At 71.6% G+C, this 19,911-nt stretch carries 23 protein-coding genes, 1 tRNA gene and 1 riboswitch; of the genes, 8 read left to right on the top strand and 16 right to left on the bottom strand.

Annotated features, from left to right (window positions below; translation table 11 throughout):
• The first annotated feature begins 96 nt into the window (after positions 1-96).
• Entirely contained in the window at positions 97-564 is a 468-nt protein-coding gene (gene bcp, locus ACH4FX_RS32485) for a thioredoxin-dependent thiol peroxidase (protein WP_398485015.1), read from the top strand.
• 99 nt (positions 565-663) lie between these two features.
• Here the strand turns inward: bcp and ACH4FX_RS32480 are convergent, their stop codons facing one another.
• A complete protein-coding gene (locus ACH4FX_RS32480; protein WP_398485014.1) occupies positions 664-1,956 on the bottom strand; it encodes a sensor histidine kinase in 1,293 nt (430 codons plus the stop codon).
• A complete protein-coding gene (locus ACH4FX_RS32475) occupies positions 1,956-2,471 on the bottom strand; it encodes a hypothetical protein (protein ID WP_398485013.1) in 516 nt (171 codons plus the stop codon). Before ACH4FX_RS32475 ends, ACH4FX_RS32480 begins: the two co-directional genes overlap by 1 nt.
• A gap of 490 nt (positions 2,472-2,961) precedes the next feature.
• Between ACH4FX_RS32475 and ACH4FX_RS32470 the strand changes: the two genes are divergently transcribed.
• The 4 genes from ACH4FX_RS32470 to ACH4FX_RS32455 all read left to right on the top strand — a co-directional run bounded on the left by ACH4FX_RS32470 (position 2,962) and on the right by ACH4FX_RS32455 (position 6,105).
• Positions 2,962-4,500 (top strand): MFS transporter, encoded by a 1,539-nt coding sequence (locus tag ACH4FX_RS32470; RefSeq protein WP_398485012.1) that lies wholly within the window; start codon positions 2,962-2,964, stop codon positions 4,498-4,500.
• Positions 4,501-4,661: 161 nt separating this feature from the next.
• On the top strand, positions 4,662-5,324 hold the full coding sequence (locus tag ACH4FX_RS32465) for an HNH endonuclease signature motif containing protein (protein WP_398485011.1): 663 nt from the start codon (positions 4,662-4,664) through the stop codon (positions 5,322-5,324).
• Positions 5,321-5,977: an HNH endonuclease signature motif containing protein gene (locus tag ACH4FX_RS32460; RefSeq protein ID WP_398485010.1), complete on the top strand. Its 657-nt coding sequence runs from the start codon at positions 5,321-5,323 to the stop codon at positions 5,975-5,977. The genes ACH4FX_RS32465 and ACH4FX_RS32460 overlap by 4 nt, the downstream gene beginning before the upstream one ends.
• Positions 5,978-6,019: 42 nt before the next feature.
• Positions 6,020-6,105: transfer RNA gene (locus ACH4FX_RS32455), tRNA-Leu, on the top strand.
• Positions 6,106-6,177: 72 nt separating this feature from the next.
• On the opposite strand, the gene rdgB is transcribed toward ACH4FX_RS32455, so the two are convergent.
• The 5 genes from rdgB to ACH4FX_RS32430 all read right to left on the bottom strand — a co-directional run bounded on the left by rdgB (position 6,178) and on the right by ACH4FX_RS32430 (position 8,860).
• Positions 6,178-6,780, bottom strand: a complete 603-nt coding sequence (rdgB, locus tag ACH4FX_RS32450; protein ID WP_398485009.1) for an RdgB/HAM1 family non-canonical purine NTP pyrophosphatase — start codon at positions 6,778-6,780, stop codon at positions 6,178-6,180.
• A 9-nt stretch (positions 6,781-6,789) separates the two neighbouring features.
• Positions 6,790-7,200, bottom strand: a complete 411-nt coding sequence (locus tag ACH4FX_RS32445) for a hypothetical protein (RefSeq protein WP_398485008.1) — start codon at positions 7,198-7,200, stop codon at positions 6,790-6,792.
• 230 nt (positions 7,201-7,430) lie between these two features.
• On the bottom strand, positions 7,431-7,598 hold the full coding sequence (locus ACH4FX_RS32440) for an SCO1431 family membrane protein (protein WP_398485007.1): 168 nt from the start codon (positions 7,596-7,598) through the stop codon (positions 7,431-7,433).
• Between the two features lie 144 nt (positions 7,599-7,742).
• Positions 7,743-8,474 carry a ribonuclease PH gene (gene rph / locus ACH4FX_RS32435; protein WP_398485006.1) on the bottom strand — a complete coding sequence of 244 codons (732 nt, stop codon included), beginning with the start codon at positions 8,472-8,474 and terminating at the stop codon, positions 7,743-7,745.
• A gap of 152 nt (positions 8,475-8,626) precedes the next feature.
• Positions 8,627-8,860, bottom strand: a complete 234-nt coding sequence (locus ACH4FX_RS32430) for a glucose PTS transporter subunit EIIB (protein ID WP_003986022.1) — start codon at positions 8,858-8,860, stop codon at positions 8,627-8,629.
• Positions 8,861-9,086: 226 nt separating this feature from the next.
• On the opposite strand from ACH4FX_RS32430, the gene ACH4FX_RS32425 reads away from it, so the two are divergent.
• Both ACH4FX_RS32425 and ACH4FX_RS32420 read left to right on the top strand, forming a co-directional pair.
• On the top strand, positions 9,087-10,397 hold the full coding sequence (locus ACH4FX_RS32425; protein ID WP_398485005.1) for a PTS transporter subunit EIIC: 1,311 nt from the start codon (positions 9,087-9,089) through the stop codon (positions 10,395-10,397).
• Positions 10,398-10,672: 275 nt separating this feature from the next.
• A complete protein-coding gene (locus ACH4FX_RS32420; RefSeq protein WP_398485004.1) occupies positions 10,673-11,941 on the top strand; it encodes a PTS transporter subunit EIIC in 1,269 nt (422 codons plus the stop codon).
• A gap of 98 nt (positions 11,942-12,039) precedes the next feature.
• On the opposite strand, the gene ACH4FX_RS32415 is transcribed toward ACH4FX_RS32420, so the two are convergent.
• Complete coding sequence (locus ACH4FX_RS32415) at positions 12,040-12,792, bottom strand: MBL fold metallo-hydrolase (protein ID WP_398485003.1); 753 nt, start codon at positions 12,790-12,792, stop codon at positions 12,040-12,042.
• A gap of 362 nt (positions 12,793-13,154) precedes the next feature.
• Here ACH4FX_RS32415 and ACH4FX_RS32410 point away from each other — a divergent pair, with 362 nt between their 5' ends.
• The gene (locus tag ACH4FX_RS32410) at positions 13,155-13,661 is read left to right on the top strand and encodes a type II toxin-antitoxin system PemK/MazF family toxin (RefSeq protein ID WP_398485002.1); all 507 of its coding nucleotides are present in this window, start codon (positions 13,155-13,157) and stop codon (positions 13,659-13,661) included.
• A gap of 261 nt (positions 13,662-13,922) precedes the next feature.
• Here the strand turns inward: ACH4FX_RS32410 and ACH4FX_RS32405 are convergent, their stop codons facing one another.
• The 8 genes from ACH4FX_RS32405 to ACH4FX_RS32370 form a co-directional block, all read right to left on the bottom strand.
• Positions 13,923-14,873, bottom strand: a complete 951-nt coding sequence (locus tag ACH4FX_RS32405; RefSeq protein ID WP_398485001.1) for a PLP-dependent cysteine synthase family protein — start codon at positions 14,871-14,873, stop codon at positions 13,923-13,925.
• Positions 14,873-15,178 carry a MoaD/ThiS family protein gene (locus tag ACH4FX_RS32400; RefSeq protein WP_398485000.1) on the bottom strand — a complete coding sequence of 102 codons (306 nt, stop codon included), beginning with the start codon at positions 15,176-15,178 and terminating at the stop codon, positions 14,873-14,875. Before ACH4FX_RS32400 ends, ACH4FX_RS32405 begins: the two co-directional genes overlap by 1 nt.
• A gap of 155 nt (positions 15,179-15,333) precedes the next feature.
• Positions 15,334-15,447, bottom strand: a complete 114-nt coding sequence (locus ACH4FX_RS32395; RefSeq protein ID WP_312024637.1) for a putative leader peptide — start codon at positions 15,445-15,447, stop codon at positions 15,334-15,336.
• 101 nt (positions 15,448-15,548) lie between these two features.
• The gene (locus ACH4FX_RS32390; protein ID WP_398484999.1) at positions 15,549-16,337 is read right to left on the bottom strand and encodes a (2Fe-2S)-binding protein; all 789 of its coding nucleotides are present in this window, start codon (positions 16,335-16,337) and stop codon (positions 15,549-15,551) included.
• 40 nt (positions 16,338-16,377) lie between these two features.
• Positions 16,378-17,208: an ABC transporter ATP-binding protein gene (locus tag ACH4FX_RS32385; protein WP_398484998.1), complete on the bottom strand. Its 831-nt coding sequence runs from the start codon at positions 17,206-17,208 to the stop codon at positions 16,378-16,380.
• A complete protein-coding gene (locus ACH4FX_RS32380) occupies positions 17,205-18,251 on the bottom strand; it encodes a FecCD family ABC transporter permease (protein WP_398484997.1) in 1,047 nt (348 codons plus the stop codon). The genes ACH4FX_RS32385 and ACH4FX_RS32380 overlap by 4 nt, the downstream gene beginning before the upstream one ends.
• Positions 18,252-18,257: 6 nt before the next feature.
• A complete protein-coding gene (locus tag ACH4FX_RS32375) occupies positions 18,258-19,256 on the bottom strand; it encodes an ABC transporter substrate-binding protein (protein WP_398484996.1) in 999 nt (332 codons plus the stop codon).
• Between the two features lie 58 nt (positions 19,257-19,314).
• Positions 19,315-19,389, bottom strand: a riboswitch (cobalamin riboswitch).
• A gap of 68 nt (positions 19,390-19,457) precedes the next feature.
• Positions 19,458-19,880 (bottom strand): Mov34/MPN/PAD-1 family protein, encoded by a 423-nt coding sequence (locus tag ACH4FX_RS32370; protein WP_398484995.1) that lies wholly within the window; start codon positions 19,878-19,880, stop codon positions 19,458-19,460.
• Positions 19,881-19,911 lie beyond the last annotated feature (31 nt).

The raw sequence follows: 19,911 nt of genomic DNA, 5'->3' as shown, positions 1-19,911 counted from the left end.
GACCCGCTCGCGCACCCGTCGCCGCACGCGGCCCCCGTGTGCCGCGCACCCGCCACCCGACCACCACCCACGCCCCACCCACGCCCAAGGAGAGCCATGAGCGAGCGACTGCAGCCCGGCGACACCGCCCCCGCCTTCACCCTCCCCGACGCGGACGGCAAGCAGGTCTCCCTCGCCGACCACCGGGGCCGCAAGGTCATCGTCTACTTCTACCCGGCCGCGCTGACCCCCGGCTGCACCAAGCAGGCGTGCGACTTCACCGACAACCTCGACTTCCTGGCCGGCCACGGCTACGACGTCATCGGCATCTCCCCCGACAAGCCGGAGAAGCTCGCGAAGTTCCGCGAGAAGGAGGAACTGTCGGTCACCCTGCTCGGCGACCCCGAGAAGAAGGTCCTGGAGGCGTACGGCGCCTTCGGCGAGAAGAAGCTGTACGGAAAGGTCGTGACCGGCGTCATCCGCTCCACCGTGATCGTCGACGAGCAGGGCAAGGTCGAGCGCGCCCTGTACAACGTGAAGGCCACCGGCCACGTCGCGAAGATCATCAAGGATCTGGGGCTGTAAGAGCCTGGCCCGGCGGCCGACAGGGCGGCCGTGACGGCCTTGGCCGGTGTCTCCCAGGCACCGGCCCGGCCCCCGCGGGCCCCGGTCCGGCACGGCCCCCTACGGGGCCGCCACCGCCCCCCGCTCTTCCACCGGCTCCGCAGCGCCCTCCGGACCGGACGGCTCCGGAAGCTCCAGCACCGCCTCGGCACCACCGCCCTCGGCCGTGCCGAAGACCAGCCGGCCGCCCAGCACCTCCGCCTGCCCCACCGCGATCGTCAGGCCCAGGCCGTGACCGGTACCGCGCTCCGGCGCCGCCGTACGGAACCGGCGCGGCCCCTCCGCGCACAGCTCCGGCGGATACCCCGGCCCATGGTCGCGCACCACGATCCGCGCGCCCTCGACCCGCACCTCCACCGGCGGCCTGCCGTGCTTCGCCGCGTTCGCCAGCAGGTTGACCAGCACCCGCTCCACTCGGCGCCGGTCGGTCTCCACCACCTGCGCCGGGCCCACCACGACCACCTCGACACCCGTGATGCCGCGCACCCGCTCCGCCCGGCCCACGATGCCGCGCACCAGCGACGGCAGGTCCACCGCGTCCAGCTGCGCCGACTCCACGCCCGCATCCAGCCGGGACACCTCCAGCAGGTCCTCGACCAGGTTGCGCATGGTCTGCGCCCGGTCCCGCACCAGCTCGACGGCCCGCTCGTGCGGCAGCAGCTCGGCCGCCGCGACCAGCCCGGCCACCGGCGTACGCAGCTCGTGCGCCACGTCCGCGGTGAACTTGCGCTCCGCCTCCACCCGCGCGGCCAGCGACGTCGCCATGTGGTGCACCGAACGGCCCAGCTCGGCCACCTCGTCCCGGCCGGACGCCGCCAGCGCCTGGGCGTCCGGCGGCTCGCCCGCGGCGATCCGGCGCGCCGCTGCGGCGCTGTGCCGCAGCCGCCGGGACAGCCGCTGCGAGACGAACCACGACACCCCGGCCATCAGCACCACCGTGCCGACGCCCGCGATCAGCAGCGCCCGGTCCAGCGCCTCCTGGGCCGGGTCGTTGTCCGGGAACGCCGCCGACACCGACAGCGTCCGCGGCTGCCCGCCGGCCCCGCCGCCCACCCCGGTGGCCGCCCACACCCGCGGGTCCTCGCCCTGACTCACGTACGTACCGGACTTGCCGTCGAAGACCGCGGCGCGCAGCGGACTCGGCAGCGTCGCGTCGTCCAGCTGGGCGCCCAGCGCCAGCGTGCCGTCCCGCTCGTAGATCTGCAGCGCCGAACTGAGCCGGTCGTCCTGGTAGGAGCGCGCCGAACGCTCCCGCTCCGCGTCCGCGATGTGGTGCACCGCGAACCCGAGCACCACCACCGCCAGCGCCGTCACGCACGAAATGGCCAGGGCGATCCGGCCTCGGATGCCCATCACGCGAGGTTGTACATCTCCGTCGAGTCACCGAGCGGCGTCGAGCCCTCGTACGTGACCTCCAGCCCCGTGAACGCCCGCGCGCCGTCCACCGTCTTCGCCCCGTACAGCCGGAACCGAGCCGGGAACCCGGCGTCCGCGCCCGCCCCGGCGGCGGCCTTCTCGACCTGCACCACGCCCTTGCCCTCGGCCTCCGCCGCGCCGTACCGCTCCCAGGTGATACCGGTCGCCACCATGCCCGCGTCGGCGCACGTCAGCGTGATGACCTTCGGCTTGATCTCCGGCTCCCCGAACCCGCAGTCGCGCACCCCGGGCAGCCCGGGCAGCCCGCCGGTCGCCTTCCCCGACGACCGCACGTCCCGCACCGCCGACGTCTTCGGCGCCGCGTCCACCGCCGACGCGCGGTCCGTCGCCTGGCTGAACCACACACCGGCCGCCGCCAGCGCGGTGACCGCGGCGAAGGTCGCCAGGGCGGTGCGCCCGCTGAACCGGCGGGAGCCTTCGCAGTCGGTCATGAACTTCTCCTTCCGGGGCGGCGGCCCCGTGCCGGCGCGGAACGGGCCACCACGGCCGAACGCGTCACGCGCGCGCGGAACGCGGTACACGTACGCGAGGTATCCGCAGAACGAACGGTTCGGAGCATAAGGGCGGTTTCGATACCCGCAACTTTCCCCTCCCCGCCACACAGGCTGATTGCCCGGACGCTTCGGTGACCACTCGGCTTTGTACCAGTCCTGTAACAGCAGCCGTCGCACCCCTGGCGAAATCCAGCCCGAAACCGGGAGAAACCGCTGCTCCGGACGGCGCAGGACACGTGACGTACATCGCGTTGTGGGGTCAGAGTGGTTTGAGCCGCGCTCCAGCGCGCAGGCGCTCCAGTCGTACGACCACCTTTGGGTGATCACCGGCGACCGCCGACGGCCGCGCACACCGTGAGGCCGCCCACGACTGTTGCGACCCACCTGCCGCGCATGAGCGCGCTGACCGACCGAGAGGACTCGACTCGTGCCGACCGGCAGCACCGAAGCCGAACCCACGACCGACCGGGACCCGGAGGCGTTCAAACGCCACAGAAACCTCTTCCGGGCCGTCGCCCGCCGCCGCAACCCCCGGCTGCGGCGCACCGACATCACGGTGACCGACGAGCGCGTCGTCAAACGCGCCGTGAAGGCCGCCGCACTCGGCAACGCCATGGAATGGTTCGACTTCGGCATCTACAGCTACCTCGCGGTCACCATCGGCCAGGTGTTCTTCCCGGGCGGCAGCGACACGGTCAGCCTGCTGTCCTCCTTCGCCACCTTCGCGGTCGCCTTCCTCGTCCGGCCGATCGGCGGCGCGTTCTTCGGACCGCTCGGCGACCGCATCGGCCGCAAGAAGGTCCTCGCCCTCACCATGATCATGATGGCCGCGGGCACCCTGTGCATCGGCCTGATCCCCTCGTACGCCAGCATCGGCCTGTGGTCCCCCGTCCTGCTCATCGTCTTCCGCATGGTCCAGGGCTTCTCCACCGGCGGTGAGTACGGCGGCGCCTCGACCTTCATCGCCGAGTACGCGCCCGACAAGAAGCGCGGCTTCTTCGGCAGCTTCCTGGAGATGGGCACCCTGGCCGGCTACACCGGCGCCGCCGGCCTGGTCCTCGTCCTCAACACCTGGCTCGGCTCCGAGACCATGCACGACTGGGGCTGGCGCATCCCGTTCCTGGTCGCCGGCCCCCTCGGCCTGGTCGGCCTCTACCTGCGGATGCGGCTCGACGAGACCCCCGCCTTCCAGAAGCTCGAAGCCTCCCAGACGCACACCGGCGAGGCGTCCGTCACCGAGACCGAGACCGAGTTCTCCCACCTCTCGGAGAACGCCCCCAAGAAGAAGCTCGGCGAGATCTTCGCACAGCAGTGGCCGATGCTGATCCTGTGCATCGCGCTGGTCGGCGCGTACAACATCTGCCACTACATGCTGCTGTCCTACATGCCGACCTACCTGACCGACACCCTCCACTACGACGAGGCGCACGGTCTGCTGATCGTCATCGGCACCATGGTCGTGCTGATGTGCATCATCAGCTCCGTCGGCAAGCTCAACGACCGCTTCGGCCGCAAGCCCCTGCTGATGACCGGCATGCTGGGCTTCTTCGTCCTCTCCGTCCCCGCCTTCCTGCTGGTCAAGGCGGGCAGCCTGGCCGCGATCATCCCCGGCATGCTGATCCTGGGCCTCTGCCTGGTCTGCCTCCTGGGCACCATGTCCGCCGCGCTGCCGGCCCTCTTCCCCACCAGCGTCCGCTACGGCTCCCTGTCCATCGGCTACAACCTCGCCGTCTCCCTCTTCGGCGGCACCACCCCCCTGGTCATCACCGCCCTCATGGACGCCGCCGACGGCAACGACATGGTCCCCGCCTACTACGCGATGGGCGCGGCCCTGGTCGGCGCCATCGCCGTCGCCTGCATGAAGGAAACCGCCCAGCAGCCCCTGGAGGGCTCCCCGCCGGCCGTGGCCACCAAGGAGGAGGCGGTCGAAATCGTCACGGCCCAGTCCCCGGACCCCCGGTTCTGACCCGGCCCGTTCTTCCCGCGCGGCGGCCCTCGTCCATGACGGACGGGGGCCGCCGCCGTTCATTGCGCCACCTGGCGTAACCGGGCGGGGCGAAGGTCGTTGAAGAGTTCGAAGGCACAACGCACGGCCGATAAACGGCCGGAACCGTAACGGGGGATCACATGCCGACCAGTCCCTACACCCGCGAACGCCTGGCAGAGGCGGCGGCTTCGTCTCATACGCTGTCGGAGGCGCTGGTCGCGTTGGGCGTGGATCCGAAGGGGCCGGGGCGTCGCTATCTCCGCGAGCGCATGAGGTCGATGGGCATCGACACCTCGCACTTCACGGGTGACGGTGTCCGCTGGACCAGGGAAGTGCTGGAGCACGCGGTGGCTTCCTCCACGAACGTCTGCGAGGTACTGCGGCACCTCGGCCTCGACGTGGTGGGCGGACACCACACCCACATCAGCCGCCGTATCCGCGCCCTGGGGATCGACACGTCGCACTTCACGGGCAGAAGCCGTACGAAGCCGGTTTCCCGCCGTCGCTGCGGCGATCGCCTGCTGGTGGAAATGCCGGCCACCGGAGCCCGCCGGGTGCCGAGCAGCAGCTTGAAGGCGGCCATGCTTGCCCGTGGCGTGACGGACCAGTGTGCGTGGTGCGGTACAGGACCGGTCTGGCACGGCAGCACCATCCCGCTCGAAGTCGATCACCTTGACGGCGACTGGCGGAACAACCGCCTGGAGAACCTCCGGATTCTCTGCCCCAACTGCCACTCGGTGACGGACTCCTATCGCGGCCGCAGCAAAGGCACCCGAGCCGGGCGGGCGGGTGTACGGCGGTGAGCAGCACCATGCGCTATACCCGGGAACTGCTGGAGGAAGCCGCCCGGCAGTGCAAGAACGTCGACGAGGTCATCGCCTTCTGCGGCGTGCGCCCCTATCACCAACTGCGGCGGCACCTCTTGCGGCGTTTCGCCCACTTCGGGATCGACATCTCGCACTTCGAAGCCGTGCGAAGCCGATCCGCGCATCCGCGTCCCACGAGGGAAGAGCTTCAGGACGCTGTCGCCTGCTGCTGTTCCGTCGCAGCCGCCCTGCGGCACCTGAAAAGGCCGGTGAATGCCCGTACGCGCGCACTTTTCCGATGCTGGGTCGACGAGTACGCCATCGACACCAGCCGTTTCCTGGGCCAGGCCCACGGGCGGGGGAAGAAGACGCACAACCGACGAACCGCACACGACATTCTCAGGAAGCACGACAGCGGGCGCCGCACCGGCGCAGCGCAGCTGCGACGGGCGTTATGGGAGAGCGGCGTCGCCGAGCGGTGCGCGGGGTGCGGAACCGGGCCGGTATGGCAGGGGCTGCCGATGACGCTGGAGATCGACCACATCAACGGGGACTGGAGCGACAACCGGCCCCACAACCTCCGCCTGCTCTGTCCCAACTGTCACGCCGCCACATCCACTTGGTGCCGGGGCGGCCGTCCCCGGGAGTAGCTCTCGTGCGGCGTTCGGCAACCAGTACCATGGCAATGCCCAGCGGCCGTGATGTAATTGGCAGCCATGCTGGTTTTAGGTACCAGTGGGGGTAATTCCCCGTGAGGGTTCGAGTCCCTCCGGCCGCACGCCTTTGAATCGAAGGCCCGGTCCCGTGAAGGTGCGGGCCGGGCCTTCGTCGTACGGCAGGCCGCCCCTCCTCAGCCCAACAGCTCCCGCACCACCGGTACCAGGCCCCGGAACGCCTTGCCGCGGTGGCTGATGGCGTTCTTTTCGGCGGGGGTCAGTTCGGCGCAGGTGCGGGTGTCGCCGAGGGGCTGGAGGATCGGGTCGTAGCCGAAGCCGCCGGTGCCGGCGGGGGTGTGGCGGAGGGTGCCTTCGAGGCGGCCCTCGACGACGCGTTCCGTGCCGTCGGGCAGGGCGAGCGCCGCGGCGCACGCGAAGTGCGCCGCGCGGTGGCCGTCGGCGATGTCGGAGAGCTGGGCGAGGAGCAGGTCCAGGTTGGCCCGGTCGTCGCCGTGCCGGCCCGACCAGCGGGCCGAGAAGATGCCGGGCGCGCCGCCGAGGACGTCGACGCACAGCCCGGAGTCGTCGGCGACGGCCGGGTGCCCGGTGGCCCGGGCCAGGGCGTGTGCCTTGAGCAGGGCGTTCTCGGCGAAAGTGACGCCGGTTTCCTTGACGTCGGGGACGTCCGGGTACGCGTCGGCGCCGACCAGTTCGACGTCGAGGTCGGCGGCGGCCAGGATGGCGCGGAGTTCGGTGATTTTGCCGGCGTTGCGGGTGGCGAGGATCAGGCGCTTCATGGGACCCGATTATCCCGGCGTGCAGGTCTTGGTGAGCGAGGCCGCCGCGTTCTTCAGGCCGTCGAGGTCGGGGACCCTGCCGTCGCGTACCGCGTCGTCGGCCTTGTCCAGGGCCGTGGTCAGCTCGCCGAGCGACTTCTGCACGTCGGGGTCGTCCGTCGACTTCTGGATCTTGCCGAGGTCCGTGTTCAGCCGGTCGACGGCGCGCCGGGCGTCCTGCGGGCTGTCGGCGGCGTTGCCCAGGTCCTGGGTGAGCGCGTCCAGGTCGTTGGCGAAGGTGGTGGCGATCTTGGCGCAGCCGACGGCCTTCTCGACCGTTCCGCAGGCGGTGAGCAGGGGTACGGCCAGCGCGGCCGTGGCCAGGGCGACGGCGGTGGCGGCCGTGGGACGGCGGGATGCGGTGCGGCGGCGTACGGCCATGGAACGGATCCTCCCCTGTATGTGCCGTGCACGGTGGTGCATCGGTACCAGGGATAACGCCGCCGGACGGGTTTTGGTTGACAGGGTCGCGGCAGGAAGTCGCGGCAGGAAGCGGCGGCGGGGCGGGCGCCCCGGCCGTCGGACCGGGGCGGTCCGGATGATCAGGCCACGCCGGCCCGGGTGATCAGCCCACGCCGATCCGGGTGATCAGAGCACGCCGATCCGGGTGATCAGACCAGGCCGGTCTGGGTGAGCAGCATGGCCAGGACGACGACGAGCGTCCAGCCCACGATGTGTTCCAGCAGGTTGGAGTCGTCCTTGGGGCCGCCGGTGCGGGCCCGGGACGCGGTGGCGGCGGGTGCCGCGGCGGTGGTGGCGGTGGCAGCGGAACTGGTCATGCGTCCACGGTGCGCGGCGGTTCGCCGGATTCCTAGAGACGCAGATCCCACGAGGGAAAGGTCACAGGGCGGGCGGCGCGGGGTGGTGCGCGGCGCGCCGGCCCGCCGTTGCGGGGGCCGGCGCGTCAAGCGGGGCGGGCGCGGTCACAGCGTGCGGGCGAGCGCCTCGCGCTGGGCGGCGTCCAGGCCGGCGCAGCCGGCGACGGCCAGGTCGAGGAGCGCGTTGAGCTCCTCGCGGGCGAACGGCTCGGCCTCGGCGGTGCCCTGGACCTCGACGAAGCGGCCGTCGCCGGTGCAGACGACGTTCATGTCGGTCTCGGCGCGCACGTCCTCCTCGTAGCAGAGGTCGAGCATCGGTACGCCGCCGACGATGCCGACGCTGACGGCGGAGACGGTGCCGATGAGCGGCTGGCGGCCGGCCTTGATGGTCTTCTTGGTCCGGGCCCAGGCGATGGCGTCGGCCAGCGCGACGTAGGCGCCGGTGATGGCGGCGGTGCGGGTGCCGCCGTCGGCCTGGAGGACGTCGCAGTCCAGGACGACGGTGTTCTCGCCGAGTGCCTTGAAGTCGATGACGGCGCGCAGCGAGCGGCCGATGAGGCGGGAGATCTCGTGCGTCCGGCCGCCGATCTTGCCGCGGACGGATTCGCGGTCGCCGCGGGTGTTCGTGGAGCGCGGCAGCATCGCGTACTCGGCGGTGACCCAGCCCTCGCCGCTGCCCTTGCGCCAGCGCGGGACGCCCTCGGTGAGGGAGGCGGTGCAGAAGACCTTGGTGTCGCCGAAGGAGACCAGTACGGAGCCTTCGGCGTGCTTGCTCCAGCCGCGTTCCAGGGTGACGGGGCGGAGCTGGTCGGGGGTGCGGCCGTCGATACGAGACATGGCCCCGACCCTATCGGCTCTGTAGAGGGGCCGGTTCCGGATCGGGTGAGGTCCCGTCCCGGAGGGTGGGGCGGGGGCGGCTGTGCCGAGGGGCCCGGCCCCGCCGTGCGGCGGGTGCCGGGCCCCTCGTGGGAGTCGCTCCGTTCAGCGGCTCACATCATGTCTTCGATCTCGGCGGCGATCGGGTCCGCGTCGGTGCCGATGACGACCTGGATGGCGGTGCCCATCTTCACGACGCCGTGCGCTCCGGCGGCCTTGAGGGCGGCCTCGTCGACGAGCGAGGGGTCGGCGACCTCGGTGCGGAGGCGGGTGATGCAGCCCTCGACCTCTTCGATGTTGTCGAGCCCGCCGAGCCCGGCGACGATCTTCTCAGCCTTGCTGGCCATGTCCACTCCTGCTTGTCTCGGCCACCGGCGGCGGTGCCGCTCGGTGATCACACGGTAACGCACGTTCAGCCCAGTTGCCCGGGCGCATGTCCGCCGTCTGGCGAAAGATGGCGACCACCCGGCGGCGCTTTCCGGGGGTCCGAAACGCACCACAAATGGTCTACACCACAAGTATGCGGCACGTACCGAGCCGGCCCGCTGCGGGCCGGGGGCCGAAAGGACGCGGATGAGTTCGAACGCGGCGGCGGCACCGAAGAAGAAGCGGTCGGCGGGCCTCTTCCAGGGCCTGCAGAAGATGGGGCGCAGCCTCCAGCTCCCCATCGCGGTACTGCCGGCCGCGGGCATCCTGAACCGCCTCGGCCAGCCGGACGTCTTCGGCGCGGACGGTCTGGGCTGGGAGGACGTGGCGAAGGTGTTCGCGGGCGCGGGCGGCGCGCTGCTGGACTCGTCGCTCGGTCTGCCGCTGTTGTTCTGCGTGGGTGTGGCGATCGGGATGGCGAAGAAGGCGGACGGCTCGACAGCGCTGGCCGCGGTGGTGGGCTTCCTCGTCTACTACTCGGTGCTGCACCAGTTCCCGCAGGACTGCGCGGCGGGCTCCGCGTACGCCACAGCCGGGCAGTGGAGCGGGGTGTGTGTCGACGGGGAGGGGAAGGCCACGCCGGCGGGCTTCCAGAATCCGGGGGTGTTCGGCGGCATCGTGATGGGCTTCTTCGCCGCGTGGATCTGGCAGCGCTACCACCGGGTGAAGCTGGTGGACTGGCTGGGCTTCTTCAACGGGCGCCGTCTGGTGCCGATCATCATGGCCTTCGTCGGGCTGGCCTTCGCGGCGCTGTGTCTGTGGGTCTGGCCGCCGATCGGCGATGCGTTGACCAGCTTCAGCAAGTGGCTGACGGATCTGGGGGCCACCGGTTCGGGCATCTTCGGCGTGGCCAACCGGGCGCTGCTGGTGATCGGGATGCACCAGTTCCTGAATACGTTCATGTGGTTCCAGTTCGGTGATTTCACCAAGCCGGACGGTACGTCCGTGCACGGCGACATCAACCGGTTCCTGGCGGGCGATCCGACGGCCGGGCAGTTCACCACCGGTTTCTTCCCGATCATGATGTTCGCGCTGCCGGCCGCGGCGCTGGCGATCACGCACTGCGCCAAGCCGCACCGCCGCAAGGAGATCGGCGGTCTGATGCTGTCGGTCGGCCTGACCTCCTTCGTCACCGGTGTGACCGAGCCGATCGAGTACTCGTTCCTGTTCATCGCGCCGGTGCTGTACGCGATCCACGCGGTACTGACCGGTGTCTCGATGGCGGTGAGCTGGGCGCTGGGCGTCAAGGACGGTTTCAGTTTCTCGGCCGGTCTGATCGACTACGTGATCAACTGGGGGCTGGCGACCAAGCCGTGGCTGATCATTCCGATCGGTCTGTGCTTCGCGGTCGTCTATTACGTGCTCTTCCGCTTTGTGATCACCAAGTTCGACCTGCACACTCCGGGCCGGGAACCGGAAGAGGTGGAAGAGGAACTGGAGCAGCAGAATCTGAAGTAGCCGGGCGGCGGAATCCGCAGCAGGCGGGGCGGGCGCGCGGGGAGCGTCCGGGCCCGTCGCACCCGCGCCGGACGGGCCCGGTCGGCCCCGTCCGGACGGCCCTCAAGTATCCCGGCTTGAGGGCCGCTTGGTGTGTGATCTAAACGTTGAGGAACAACGGATTCCTTTATGTGTGGGCGACATGCTAAGAATGGTCTAAACCACTGAGTGGTGTAGACCAAGCCAGCGGGCCATCCCCCCTTTCCCCGAGGGCCCGCCTCCCCAGGAGGAATCCGATGAGTTCGGCCACCGCTACGGCGGCTCCCGACAAGAAGCGCCGCGGCTCCGGCGCCATGGCCGTCGCCCAGCGCATCGGCCGCAGCCTCATGCTGCCGATCGCGACGCTGCCCGCCGCGGCACTCATGGTCCGCCTCGGCCAGGCGGACATGCTCGGCAAGGAGTCGCTGCCGGCGTTCCTGAACAAGATCGCGGAGTTCATGGCGGCCGGTGGCGGCGCGCTCCTGGACAACATGCCGCTGCTGTTCGCCGTCGGCATCGCCATCGGCTTCGCCAAGAAGGCGGACGGCTCGACCGGTCTGGCCGCCGTCGTCGGCTACCTGGTCTTCAGCAAGGTGCTGGCGACGTTCGGCGACGACAGCCTCCCGAAGATCGCCAAGGTGGTCGACGGGAAGATAGTCCAGGAGGCCGCGCCCGCCGACGCGAAGGTGCTCGGCGGCGTGGTGATGGGCATCGTGGTGGCCCTGATCTACCAGCGCTACAGCCGCAAGAAGCTGCCGGACTGGCTCGGCTTCTTCAGCGGCCGCCGCCTGGTCCCGATCCTGTCGTCCTTCGCCGGTCTGGTCATCGGCATCGTCTTCGGCTACATCTGGCCGGTCCTCGGCACCGGTCTGCACAGCTTCGGTGAGTGGCTGGTCGGCTCCGGCGCGGTCGGCGCGGGCATCTTCGGCGTCGCCAACCGCGGTCTGATCGCGGTCGGCATGCACCACCTGCTGAACTCCTTCCCCTGGTTCCAGGCCGGCGACTACCACGGCAAGCACGGTGACATCGCCCGCTTCCTGGAGGGCGACCCGAGCGCCGGCCAGTTCATGACCGGCTTCTTCCCGATCATGATGTTCGCGCTGCCCGCCGCCTGCCTGGCGATCGTGCACTGTGCCCGCCCCGAGCGCCGCAAGGTCGTCGGCGGCATGATGTTCTCGCTCGCGCTCACCGCCTTCGTCACCGGCGTGACCGAGCCCATCGAGTTCACGTTCATGTTCATCGCCCCGGTGCTGTACGCGATCCACGCCGTACTGACCGGTGTCTCGATGGCGCTGACCTGGGCGCTGGGCATGAAGGACGGCTTCGGCTTCTCGGCCGGCGCGATCGACTACGTGCTGAACCTGGGCATCGCGACCAAGCCGTGGATGCTCGCCCTGGTGGGTCTGTGCTTCGCGGTCGTGTACTACGTGATCTTCCGGTTCGCGATCATCAAGTTCGACATCAAGACACCGGGCCGCGAGACCGACGAGGAACTCGCCGAGCTCCAGAAGGCCGAGGGCAAGTAGACCCCGCCCGGCACCCCGTCCGACGGCAGGCCCCCGCGATCATGTGATCGCGGGGGCCTGCCGCATGGTGCGGGCCGGTGGCCACGGGTCCGCCGGGCTCAGATCTCGTAGACCGCGCCCGCCTTGGCGACCTCGACCGGGCCCTCGAAGACCTCCTGCGCGTCCCGCAGGTTGATACCCGGGTCGGTCCACGGCGGGATGTGGGTCAGGACCAGCCGTCCCGCGCCGGCGCGCGCGGCGTGCGCCCCGGCCTCGCGCCCGTTGAGGTGCAGGTCCGGGATGTCCTCCTTGCCGTGCGTGAAGGACGCCTCGCACAGGAAGAAGTCGGTGCCCGCGGCGAGGCCGTCCAGGGCGTCGCAGACCCCGGTGTCCCCCGAGTACGTCAGCGACTTGCCGTCGTGTTCGATACGGAAGCCGAACGCCTCGACGGGGTGGCTGACCAGGTCCGTACGGATGGTGAAGGGACCGACGGTGAAGGTGCCCGGGGACAGCGTGCGGAAGTCGAAGACCTCGCTCATCGCCTGGTCGGTCGGCAGGTCCGCGTGCGCGGCCGTCAGCCGGCGCTCGGTGCCGGCCGGCCCGTACACCGGCATCGGCGCGCAACGGCCGCCGTCGGGCCGGTAGTAGCGCACGACGAAGTAGCCGCACAGGTCGATGCAGTGGTCGGCGTGCAGATGCGACAGGAGTACGGCGTCGAGGTCGTAGAGACCGCAGTGGCGCTGCAGCTCGCCCAGGGCGCCGTTGCCCATGTCGATGAGCAGCCTGAAGCCGTCGGCCTCCAAGAGGTAGCTCGAACAGGCCGATTCCGTGGAAGGGAACGACCCCGAGCAACCGACGACAGTGAGCTTCATGCGGGCGTGAACCTCCGTGGCTGGGGGCGGAGCGGCGGGTCCATGCGGGGCTCCGGCGGGGGCGTGCGCCGGTCCCCGCCGGCCTCGCCCGGCGGGCGTCCGTGCCGGGTCCGAGCGGTCATTGCGGTGCCCACGAGGGTAAGGCGCGAAAGGGCCGGTGGCTCCTCCGGCGGGGCGAGCTGTGGGCGGAATCACCAGTCCGGGTGGGTGTGTACAGGGCCGGGTTCCCTCCCTGTGGTTCCCCGCTGCCGGACGCCTACACGGGGGTGCCGCCCGTCCCGCGTCCGGCCCGTACGGCCCTGCTCCGCGGCGGCGCCGGCCGGTACGGTCGCGGTGGGGCCGGGATCTCGGAGGGAGCGGGCTTGGACGTCACGGGGTGGTGGCCGGCACTGGCCGTGGTCGCGGCGCTGGCACTGGTGGCGGCGCTCGTGGACGGGCGGGCGCGGGCGCGGGGCGCACGGGGACGGTGGGGCGCGCGCTTCAGGCCAAGAGCGCGGGCCCGCGACCGGACGCGCCCCGGCGGACGGCCCACGGAGCCCGCGCGGCCCGGCGTCCGCACGCCGCGCGCGGGTGAGATCTGGTGGGCCATGGTGCCGTACGAGGACGGGCCGGGCGCGAAGGACCGCCCCTGCCTGGTGCTGTCGGTACGCGGCCGGACGGCGCGCGTCGCCAAGATCACCACCCGGCACCACCCGGACCGGCCGGGCGTCCTCCCGCTGCCGCCCGGCACGGTCGAGGACGGCCGGCAGCGCGCGAGCTACCTGGAGACGGACGAGCCGCGGAACGTTTTGCTACGGGATTTCCGCCGCCGCGCGGGAACCGTCGACACGGCTCTGTGGGAGCGGGTACGCCGCTTGAGGGGGCGGTGAACGGTCGCGCCACTGGAGAGGCGATGAACGGTCGTGCCCCGAGGGGACGGCGGGGCCGCACTACTGGCGGCGCGGCGATGCCGGAGGCAGGCGACGGGGGACGTCCGCCTCCGGCATCGCCGCTTCATACGCTGCCGGAGGGCGGCCCGTTCAGCGGCCGCCCGTTCGAGCGCGCTGCGCCGGGAGTTCCGTACGGCAGGAGCCTTGATCCGTACGGCGCACCGAGCACACCGGCCGGCCCGCCGGGGCCCGCCCCGTGCGTCACGCCCAGAGCTGGCCGTGGAGCGCTTCGATGGCGGCCTCGGTGGATTCGGCCGTGTAGACGCCGGTGGAGAGGTACTTCCAGCCGCCGTCGGCGACGATGAAGGCGATGTCGGCGGGCTGCCCGGCCTTGACCGCCTTGCGGGCCACGCCGATCGCCGCGTGCAGGGCGGCGCCCGTCGAGACGCCCGCGAAGATGCCCTCCTCGGCGAGGAGTTCGCGGGTGCGGCGTACGGCGTCCTCGGAGCCGACGGAGAAGCGGGAGGTGAGCACCGACCCGTCGTACAGCTCGGGCACGAAGCCCTCGTCGAGGTTGCGCAGCCCGTAGACCACGTCGTCGTAGCGCGGCTCGGCGGCGACGATCTGCACGCCGGGGACGTACTCGCGCAGGTAGCGGCCGACGCCCATGAGGGTGCCGGTGGTGCCCAGGCCGGCCACGAAGTGGGTGATGGACGGGAGGTCGGCGAGGATCTCCGGGCCGGTGGTGGTGTAGTGGGCGCCGGCGTTGTCGGGGTTGCCGTACTGGTAGAGCATCACCCAGTCGGGATGCTCGGCGGCCAGTTCCTTGGCGACCCGTACGGCCGTGTTGGAGCCGCCCGCCGCGGGTGAGGAGACGATCTCGGCGCCCCACATGGCGAGCAGTTCGCGCCGCTCGGCGGAGGTGTTCTCCGGCATGACGCAGACGATCCGGTAGCCCTTGAGCCTGGCCGCCATCGCCAGCGAGATGCCGGTGTTGCCCGAGGTGGGTTCCAGGATCGTGCAGCCGGGGGTGAGCCGGCCGTCCTTCTCCGCCTGCTCGATCATGTGGAGCGCGGGGCGGTCCTTGACCGAGCCGGTGGGGTTGCGGTCCTCCAGCTTGGCCCAGATGCGGACGTCGGCGGAGGGCGACAGCCGCGGCAGGCGGACCAGCGGGGTGTTGCCGACCGCCGCCAGCGGGGAGTCGTACCGCATCAGCGCTGTTCCCGGGGGTCGTCGGACATGCCCGAGCCGCCGGCCACGGCCGGGAGGATGGTGACGCTGTCGCCGTCGCTGAGCTTGGTGGAGATGCCCTCCAGGAAGCGCACGTCCTCGTCGTTGAGGTAGACGTTCACGAAGCGGCGCAGCTGGTCGCCGTCGACGAGGCGCTCGCGGATGCCGGTGTGGCGGCTCTCCAGGTCGGCGATGAGGTCGGCGAGGGTGTCCCCGCTGCCCTCGACGGCCTTCCGGCCGTCGGTGTAGGTGCGGAGGATGGTCGGGATACGGACCTCGATGGCCATGAGAGCTCCTGTGGGAGGGCGGTGACGTGCGGGCTGGGCATGCGGACGGCGCAGGCCGGGGCAGGCGCCGCGGATGGCGCTGTGCGGGAGGGCGCGAGGGGCCCGCGCAGGGGTGCTGCGCGCGGCGACCGCCGCGCGGCCGGTGTCCGGCGGCGTCAGGCGGCAGCGCGCTTCGGACAGATGGCGCTGGCAAGGCGGCACAGGTCGACGTGCAGCCGCGCCACAAGCAACATGCCCGGCGTCTTCTCGCTCACGTCGTGGAAAACCATGCGGTCATCGTATCGATTCCCGGTCCGGTGACTGGAACCTCGTCTTGCGATACGGACGGTCGCTGTACGCCAGGTGGGACGCGGTGCGGCGGCGGTACGGCTCAGCGGCGGCCCTCGTACGCCGCGATCCGGTCGTCCCTGCTGGTCAGGCAGCAGCTGGCGCAGCGTACGGCTTCGGCGCTCGTGTAGAAGAGGCAGCAGGTCCGGCGGAGGTAGACCAGGCGCCGGGTGCCGTCCGGCCGTGTGACCGTGGGCACATCGCCGAGCGCGGCGAGCCCGCCGGGGGCTCCGTCCAGGAAGCCGGCCCAGCGGCGGGCCAGCAGTTCCGGGGCGGCGCGGGAGGCGCCGAGGGCGGTCGCGCAGCCGTGGGCCACTCCCCCGCGCAGCTGCCGCAGGCCGGCCCGGGTGCGCTCGCGCAGGGCGTCGGCCAGGGGGAGCAAGTGCCGGCCGAGGACGGTGCGTTGGACGGTGGCCACGCTTTCGGCGTCCGTCTCCGGCGCGTCCAGCATGCGGAACGTCCGTAGCCGTACCTCCGCGATGCCGTGTCCGGGGTCCGGACGCAGCAGCACGTTGCCGGGCCGTACGTCCAGGACGCGGCCGGTCAGCGCCCAGTGCAGGACGGCGGCCGCGGTGACCCGGCCCGCGTAGACCGCGATGAGGGTGAGGGCGGCGGCGTGCGCGGTGCGGTGACCGCTGCCCCGGTGCTCGGTCTCCAGCAGGCGGGCGAGTTCCGGGCCGTGCGGGTCGAGCAGCCGGTCGGCGGCGAGCCAGCCGGACGCGCCGGGCGGCGGGGCGCCGAGCCCGAGGCGGTAGCGAGGGCCGTGTACGGCGAGGGCGGCGAGCGTGCCGTCCGCCCCGCCGTGCGCGGCCCCTTCCTCGTATGCGCTCATCGCCGCCCCGCCGCCGGGGACGGCCGCTCCGCACGGACGCTCATCGCCGCCCCGCCGCACGGTTCGCCGCGTCCGGCGGCAGATACACCACCGTCGGCGCCCCGGTCACCGGATGCACGCCGACCTCCGCGGCGACCTCGTACACGTCGGCCAGCAGGCCGGGCGTGAGGATCTCGTGCGGCGTGCCGTGGGCGACGACGCGGCCCGCGCGCAGCACGTACAGGCGGTCGCAGTAGTACGCGGCGAGGTTGAGGTCGTGCAGGGCGAGCAGGGTGCTGGTGCCGAGGCCGGAGACGAGGGAGAGGATGTCGAGCTGGTAGCGGATGTCGAGGTGGTTGGTCGGCTCGTCGAGGACGAGCAGCGACGGCTGCTGGACGAGGGCCCGCGCGACCAGTACGCGCTGCCGCTCGCCGCCCGAGAGCGCGGCGAAGGAACGGTCGTGCAGCGCCGCGGCGCCCACCCGGGCCAGGGCCTGGTCGGTGAGGGCCGCGTCGGCCGCCGAGTCGGTCTCCCAGAAGCGCTTGTGCGGGGAGCGGCCCATGGCGACGATCTCGCGCACGGTCAGTTCGAAGGCGCCGCCGCCGTCCTGCGGGACGGTGGCGATGCGCCGGGCCCGCTCCTTGGCCGAGAACCCGGCCAGGTCCCGCCCGTCGAGGGTGAGCCGGCCGTGGGTGGGGGCCAGGGTGCCGTAGACGCAGCGCAGCAGGGTGGTCTTGCCGCTGCCGTTGGGGCCGACCAGGCCCACCGTCTCGCCGGGCGCGACGTGGAGGTCGGCGCCGTCGACCAGGTGCCGTCCGTCGATGCCGTACGACAGGCCCTCGGCCCGCAGTTCGGCGGGGGCGGGGGCCGCGTCCGTGGTCCGGCCGCTCATCCGGTGATCCCTTCCGTACGCGTCGTGCGGCGCAGCAGCCACAGGAAGAACGGTCCGCCGGCCAGCGCCGTGACCACCCCGACGGGGATCTCCTGGGACCCCGCGACCGTCCGGGCCAGCAGGTCGGCGAGGACCACGAAGACCGCGCCGGCCAGTGCCGCGACCGGCAGCAGGGCCCGGTGCGAGGCGCCGACGAGCATCCGTACGGCGTGCGGCACCATCAGGCCGACGAAGCCGATCGAGCCGCTGGCCGCCACGAGCACACCGGTGACCAGCGACGCGAGGACGAAGACGGCGGCGCGGAAGCGGCCGGTGTCCAGGCCGAGGACGGTGGCACCCTCCTCCCCCACCAGCAGCAGGTCCAGCGGCCGGGCGAGCGCGAGCAGCAGGACGAGCCCGGCGAGCAGCACGGCGGCGGGCAGCCACAGCGTGTTCCAGCGGGCCTGGCCGAGGCCGCCCAGCGTCCAGAACATGATCGCCCGCAGGTGTTCGGCCTCGGCCGCGGTGACCAGGACGAGGCTGGTGAGCGCGGAGAGGATGTACTGCACCGCGACGCCTGCCAGCACCAGCCGTCCGGTGGTCATGGTGCCGCCGCGCCGGGCCATGGCGTACACGGCGACCAGCGCGGCCAGCGAGCCCGCGAAGGCGCCCAGCGGCATCGAGACGGTGGTGGCCACGCCGCTGCCGATGCCCAGGACGACGACCATGACGGCGCCGGTCGAGGCGCCCGAGGAGACGCCGAGCAGGAACGGATCGGCGAGCGGGTTGCGGACCAGTGCCTGGAGGACGGTGCCGATGACGGCCAGTCCCGCGCCGACGACGGCGCCGAGCAGCACCCGCGGCAGCCGGACGTCGAGCACGATGGTCGGGTACGGGCCGGGCGGCGCGTCCCCGGACAGGATGCGCAGCACGTCGCCGGGCGGGACGTGGACGGAGCCGAGGACGAGGCCGGCCAGTGCCGCCGCGAGCAGGACGGCGAGCAGGACGGTCAGCACGAGGGTGTAGCGCAGCCGGCGCGGCGGTGCCGCGGTCTCGCAGGTCACCGGGGGCTACTTGAAGGCGTCCGGGTGCAGCTGTCCGGCCAGCGACCGGACCGCGTCCGGTACGCGTACGCCGAGCACCGCGCTGGACAGCGGCAGCACCGCGAACCGCTTGTTCTTCACGGCCGGTACGTCCTGGAGCGCCGGGTCGTCCAGCAGCCGCTTCTTCTTGGCCTCGACGGTGGTGCCGCCGTAGTCGTAGATCACGATGATCTCCGGCTTGCGCTCGACGATCTGCTCCCAGGACACGTCGGTGAAGGTCTTGGCCCGGTCCGCGAAGACGTTCCGGCCGCCGGCGAGGGAGATGATCTCGTTGCCGATGCCCTGGCCGCCCGCGGTGTGCACGGCGGAGTCGCCGCTGTCGTAGACGAAGACGGAGGCCGGGGCGACGCCCTTCAGCCGGTCCTGGGTGGCGGCGATCGACGTCTCGGCCTTCTTGACCAGGGCCTCGGCCCGGTCGCGTACCCCGAAGGTGGCGCCGACCTCGCGGATCTCCTGGGCGAGCTGCTGGACACCGGTCCTGCCGCGCGAGCAGTACTCGATGTTCAGCCGGGTCTTGATGCCGGACTTCTCCAGTGCGGACCGTTCCCGGCCCTCGCCCTTGTCGAAGGCGCTGGCGTACCCGCCGTAGACGAAGTCGGGGTTGGCGCCCAGCAGCGTCTCGTACGACGGGTACTCCTTGGCGAGGACCTTGACGCTCTTGTAGTCCTTCTCGTACTGGGGCAGCACCTTGTCGTCGAGGTAGGCGGTGCCCGCCAGCCGGTCCTTGAGGCCGAGGGCGAGCATGATCTCGGTGGTGTGCTGGTTCATGGTCACCGCGCGCCGCGGCGGTGCCTCGAAGGTGGTGCGGACGCCGCAGTTGGTGACGGTGTACGGGAAGCCGGCCGCCTTGGCCTCTGCTTTGCCGGACGACTTGCCGTCGTCGCCGCCGCTGCCGCAGGCGGCGAGCGGCAGCAGGAGCGCCGCCGATATGAGCGCGCGCAGGGCGCGCGACCGGGACCTGGACATGGCCGTGCCTCCTCCGGGGGATCCGCGTCCCCTGGTCGGTGTGCTGAGGGCGGCAGGTCAGTTCCTGGCTTCCGGGCCGTGCGGCGGCCCGGTCACAGTGGCGGGACCGTCCCGGATTCGCACCGGGTTCCTGGGTCCTGCCGCCCGAGGTGATGCGGCACAGTGTGTCAGGTGCGCGGACGGCGCCGGCCGTCGCGGTGGTCAGTACGCGTCCACGACCTCGACGTCCTCCTCCGTGACCGTGCCGTCCACGATCCGGAACGAGCGGAACTGGAACGGCCCCGCGTCGTCGGTGTCGGCCGTGGAGACCAGAACGTAGTGCGCGCCGGGTTCGTTGGCGTAGGAGATGTCCGTACGGGACGGGTACGCCTCGGTCGCGGTGTGCGAGTGGTAGATGATCACCGGTTCCTCGTCCCGGTCGTCCAGCTCGCGGTAGAGCTTGAGCAGGTCCTGCGAGTCGAACTCGTAGAAGGTGGGCGAGCGGGCGGCGTTGAGCATCGGGATGAACCGCTCGGGGCGGCCGCTGCCGGCCGGGCCCGCGACCATGCCGCACGCTTCGTCCGGGTGGTCCTTGCGGGCGTGTTCCACGATCTGGTCGTACAGGGCCTTGGTAAGGGTCAGCATGGGGCCAGAATAAGCAGGCGGACCGGCCCGT

Origin of the sequence: Streptomyces sp. NPDC018019 (genome assembly GCF_044327805.1) — a bacterium.
Classification (GTDB): Bacteria; Actinomycetota; Actinomycetes; order Streptomycetales; family Streptomycetaceae; genus Streptomyces.
This window is presented reverse-complemented; position numbering and strand designations above follow the sequence as displayed.

Excerpts from the sequence above, each read along its gene's own strand:
- ACH4FX_RS32385 (WP_398484998.1), bottom strand. The coding sequence starts at position 17,208 with ATGAGCGGCCGGACCACGGACGCGGCCCCCGCCCCCGCCGAACTGCGG.
- ACH4FX_RS32390 (WP_398484999.1), bottom strand. The coding sequence starts at position 16,337 with ATGAGCGCATACGAGGAAGGGGCCGCGCACGGCGGGGCGGACGGCACG.
- ACH4FX_RS32445 (WP_398485008.1), bottom strand. The coding sequence starts at position 7,200 with ATGGCCGTACGCCGCCGCACCGCATCCCGCCGTCCCACGGCCGCCACC.
- ACH4FX_RS32430 (WP_003986022.1), bottom strand. The coding sequence starts at position 8,860 with ATGGCCAGCAAGGCTGAGAAGATCGTCGCCGGGCTCGGCGGGCTCGAC.
- ACH4FX_RS32420 (WP_398485004.1), top strand. The coding sequence starts at position 10,673 with ATGAGTTCGGCCACCGCTACGGCGGCTCCCGACAAGAAGCGCCGCGGC.
- ACH4FX_RS32480 (WP_398485014.1), bottom strand. The coding sequence starts at position 1,956 with ATGGGCATCCGAGGCCGGATCGCCCTGGCCATTTCGTGCGTGACGGCG.
- ACH4FX_RS32405 (WP_398485001.1), bottom strand. The coding sequence starts at position 14,873 with ATGCGGTACGACTCCCCGCTGGCGGCGGTCGGCAACACCCCGCTGGTC.
- rdgB (WP_398485009.1), bottom strand. The coding sequence starts at position 6,780 with ATGAAGCGCCTGATCCTCGCCACCCGCAACGCCGGCAAAATCACCGAA.
- ACH4FX_RS32440 (WP_398485007.1), bottom strand. The coding sequence starts at position 7,598 with ATGACCAGTTCCGCTGCCACCGCCACCACCGCCGCGGCACCCGCCGCC.
- ACH4FX_RS32415 (WP_398485003.1), bottom strand. The coding sequence starts at position 12,792 with ATGAAGCTCACTGTCGTCGGTTGCTCGGGGTCGTTCCCTTCCACGGAA.
- rph (WP_398485006.1), bottom strand. The coding sequence starts at position 8,474 with ATGTCTCGTATCGACGGCCGCACCCCCGACCAGCTCCGCCCCGTCACC.
- ACH4FX_RS32465 (WP_398485011.1), top strand. The coding sequence starts at position 4,662 with ATGCCGACCAGTCCCTACACCCGCGAACGCCTGGCAGAGGCGGCGGCT.
- ACH4FX_RS32425 (WP_398485005.1), top strand. The coding sequence starts at position 9,087 with ATGAGTTCGAACGCGGCGGCGGCACCGAAGAAGAAGCGGTCGGCGGGC.
- ACH4FX_RS32395 (WP_312024637.1), bottom strand. The coding sequence starts at position 15,447 with ATGGTTTTCCACGACGTGAGCGAGAAGACGCCGGGCATGTTGCTTGTG.
- ACH4FX_RS32400 (WP_398485000.1), bottom strand. The coding sequence starts at position 15,178 with ATGGCCATCGAGGTCCGTATCCCGACCATCCTCCGCACCTACACCGAC.
- ACH4FX_RS32370 (WP_398484995.1), bottom strand. The coding sequence starts at position 19,880 with ATGCTGACCCTTACCAAGGCCCTGTACGACCAGATCGTGGAACACGCC.
- ACH4FX_RS32475 (WP_398485013.1), bottom strand. The coding sequence starts at position 2,471 with ATGACCGACTGCGAAGGCTCCCGCCGGTTCAGCGGGCGCACCGCCCTG.
- ACH4FX_RS32375 (WP_398484996.1), bottom strand. The coding sequence starts at position 19,256 with ATGTCCAGGTCCCGGTCGCGCGCCCTGCGCGCGCTCATATCGGCGGCG.
- bcp (WP_398485015.1), top strand. The coding sequence starts at position 97 with ATGAGCGAGCGACTGCAGCCCGGCGACACCGCCCCCGCCTTCACCCTC.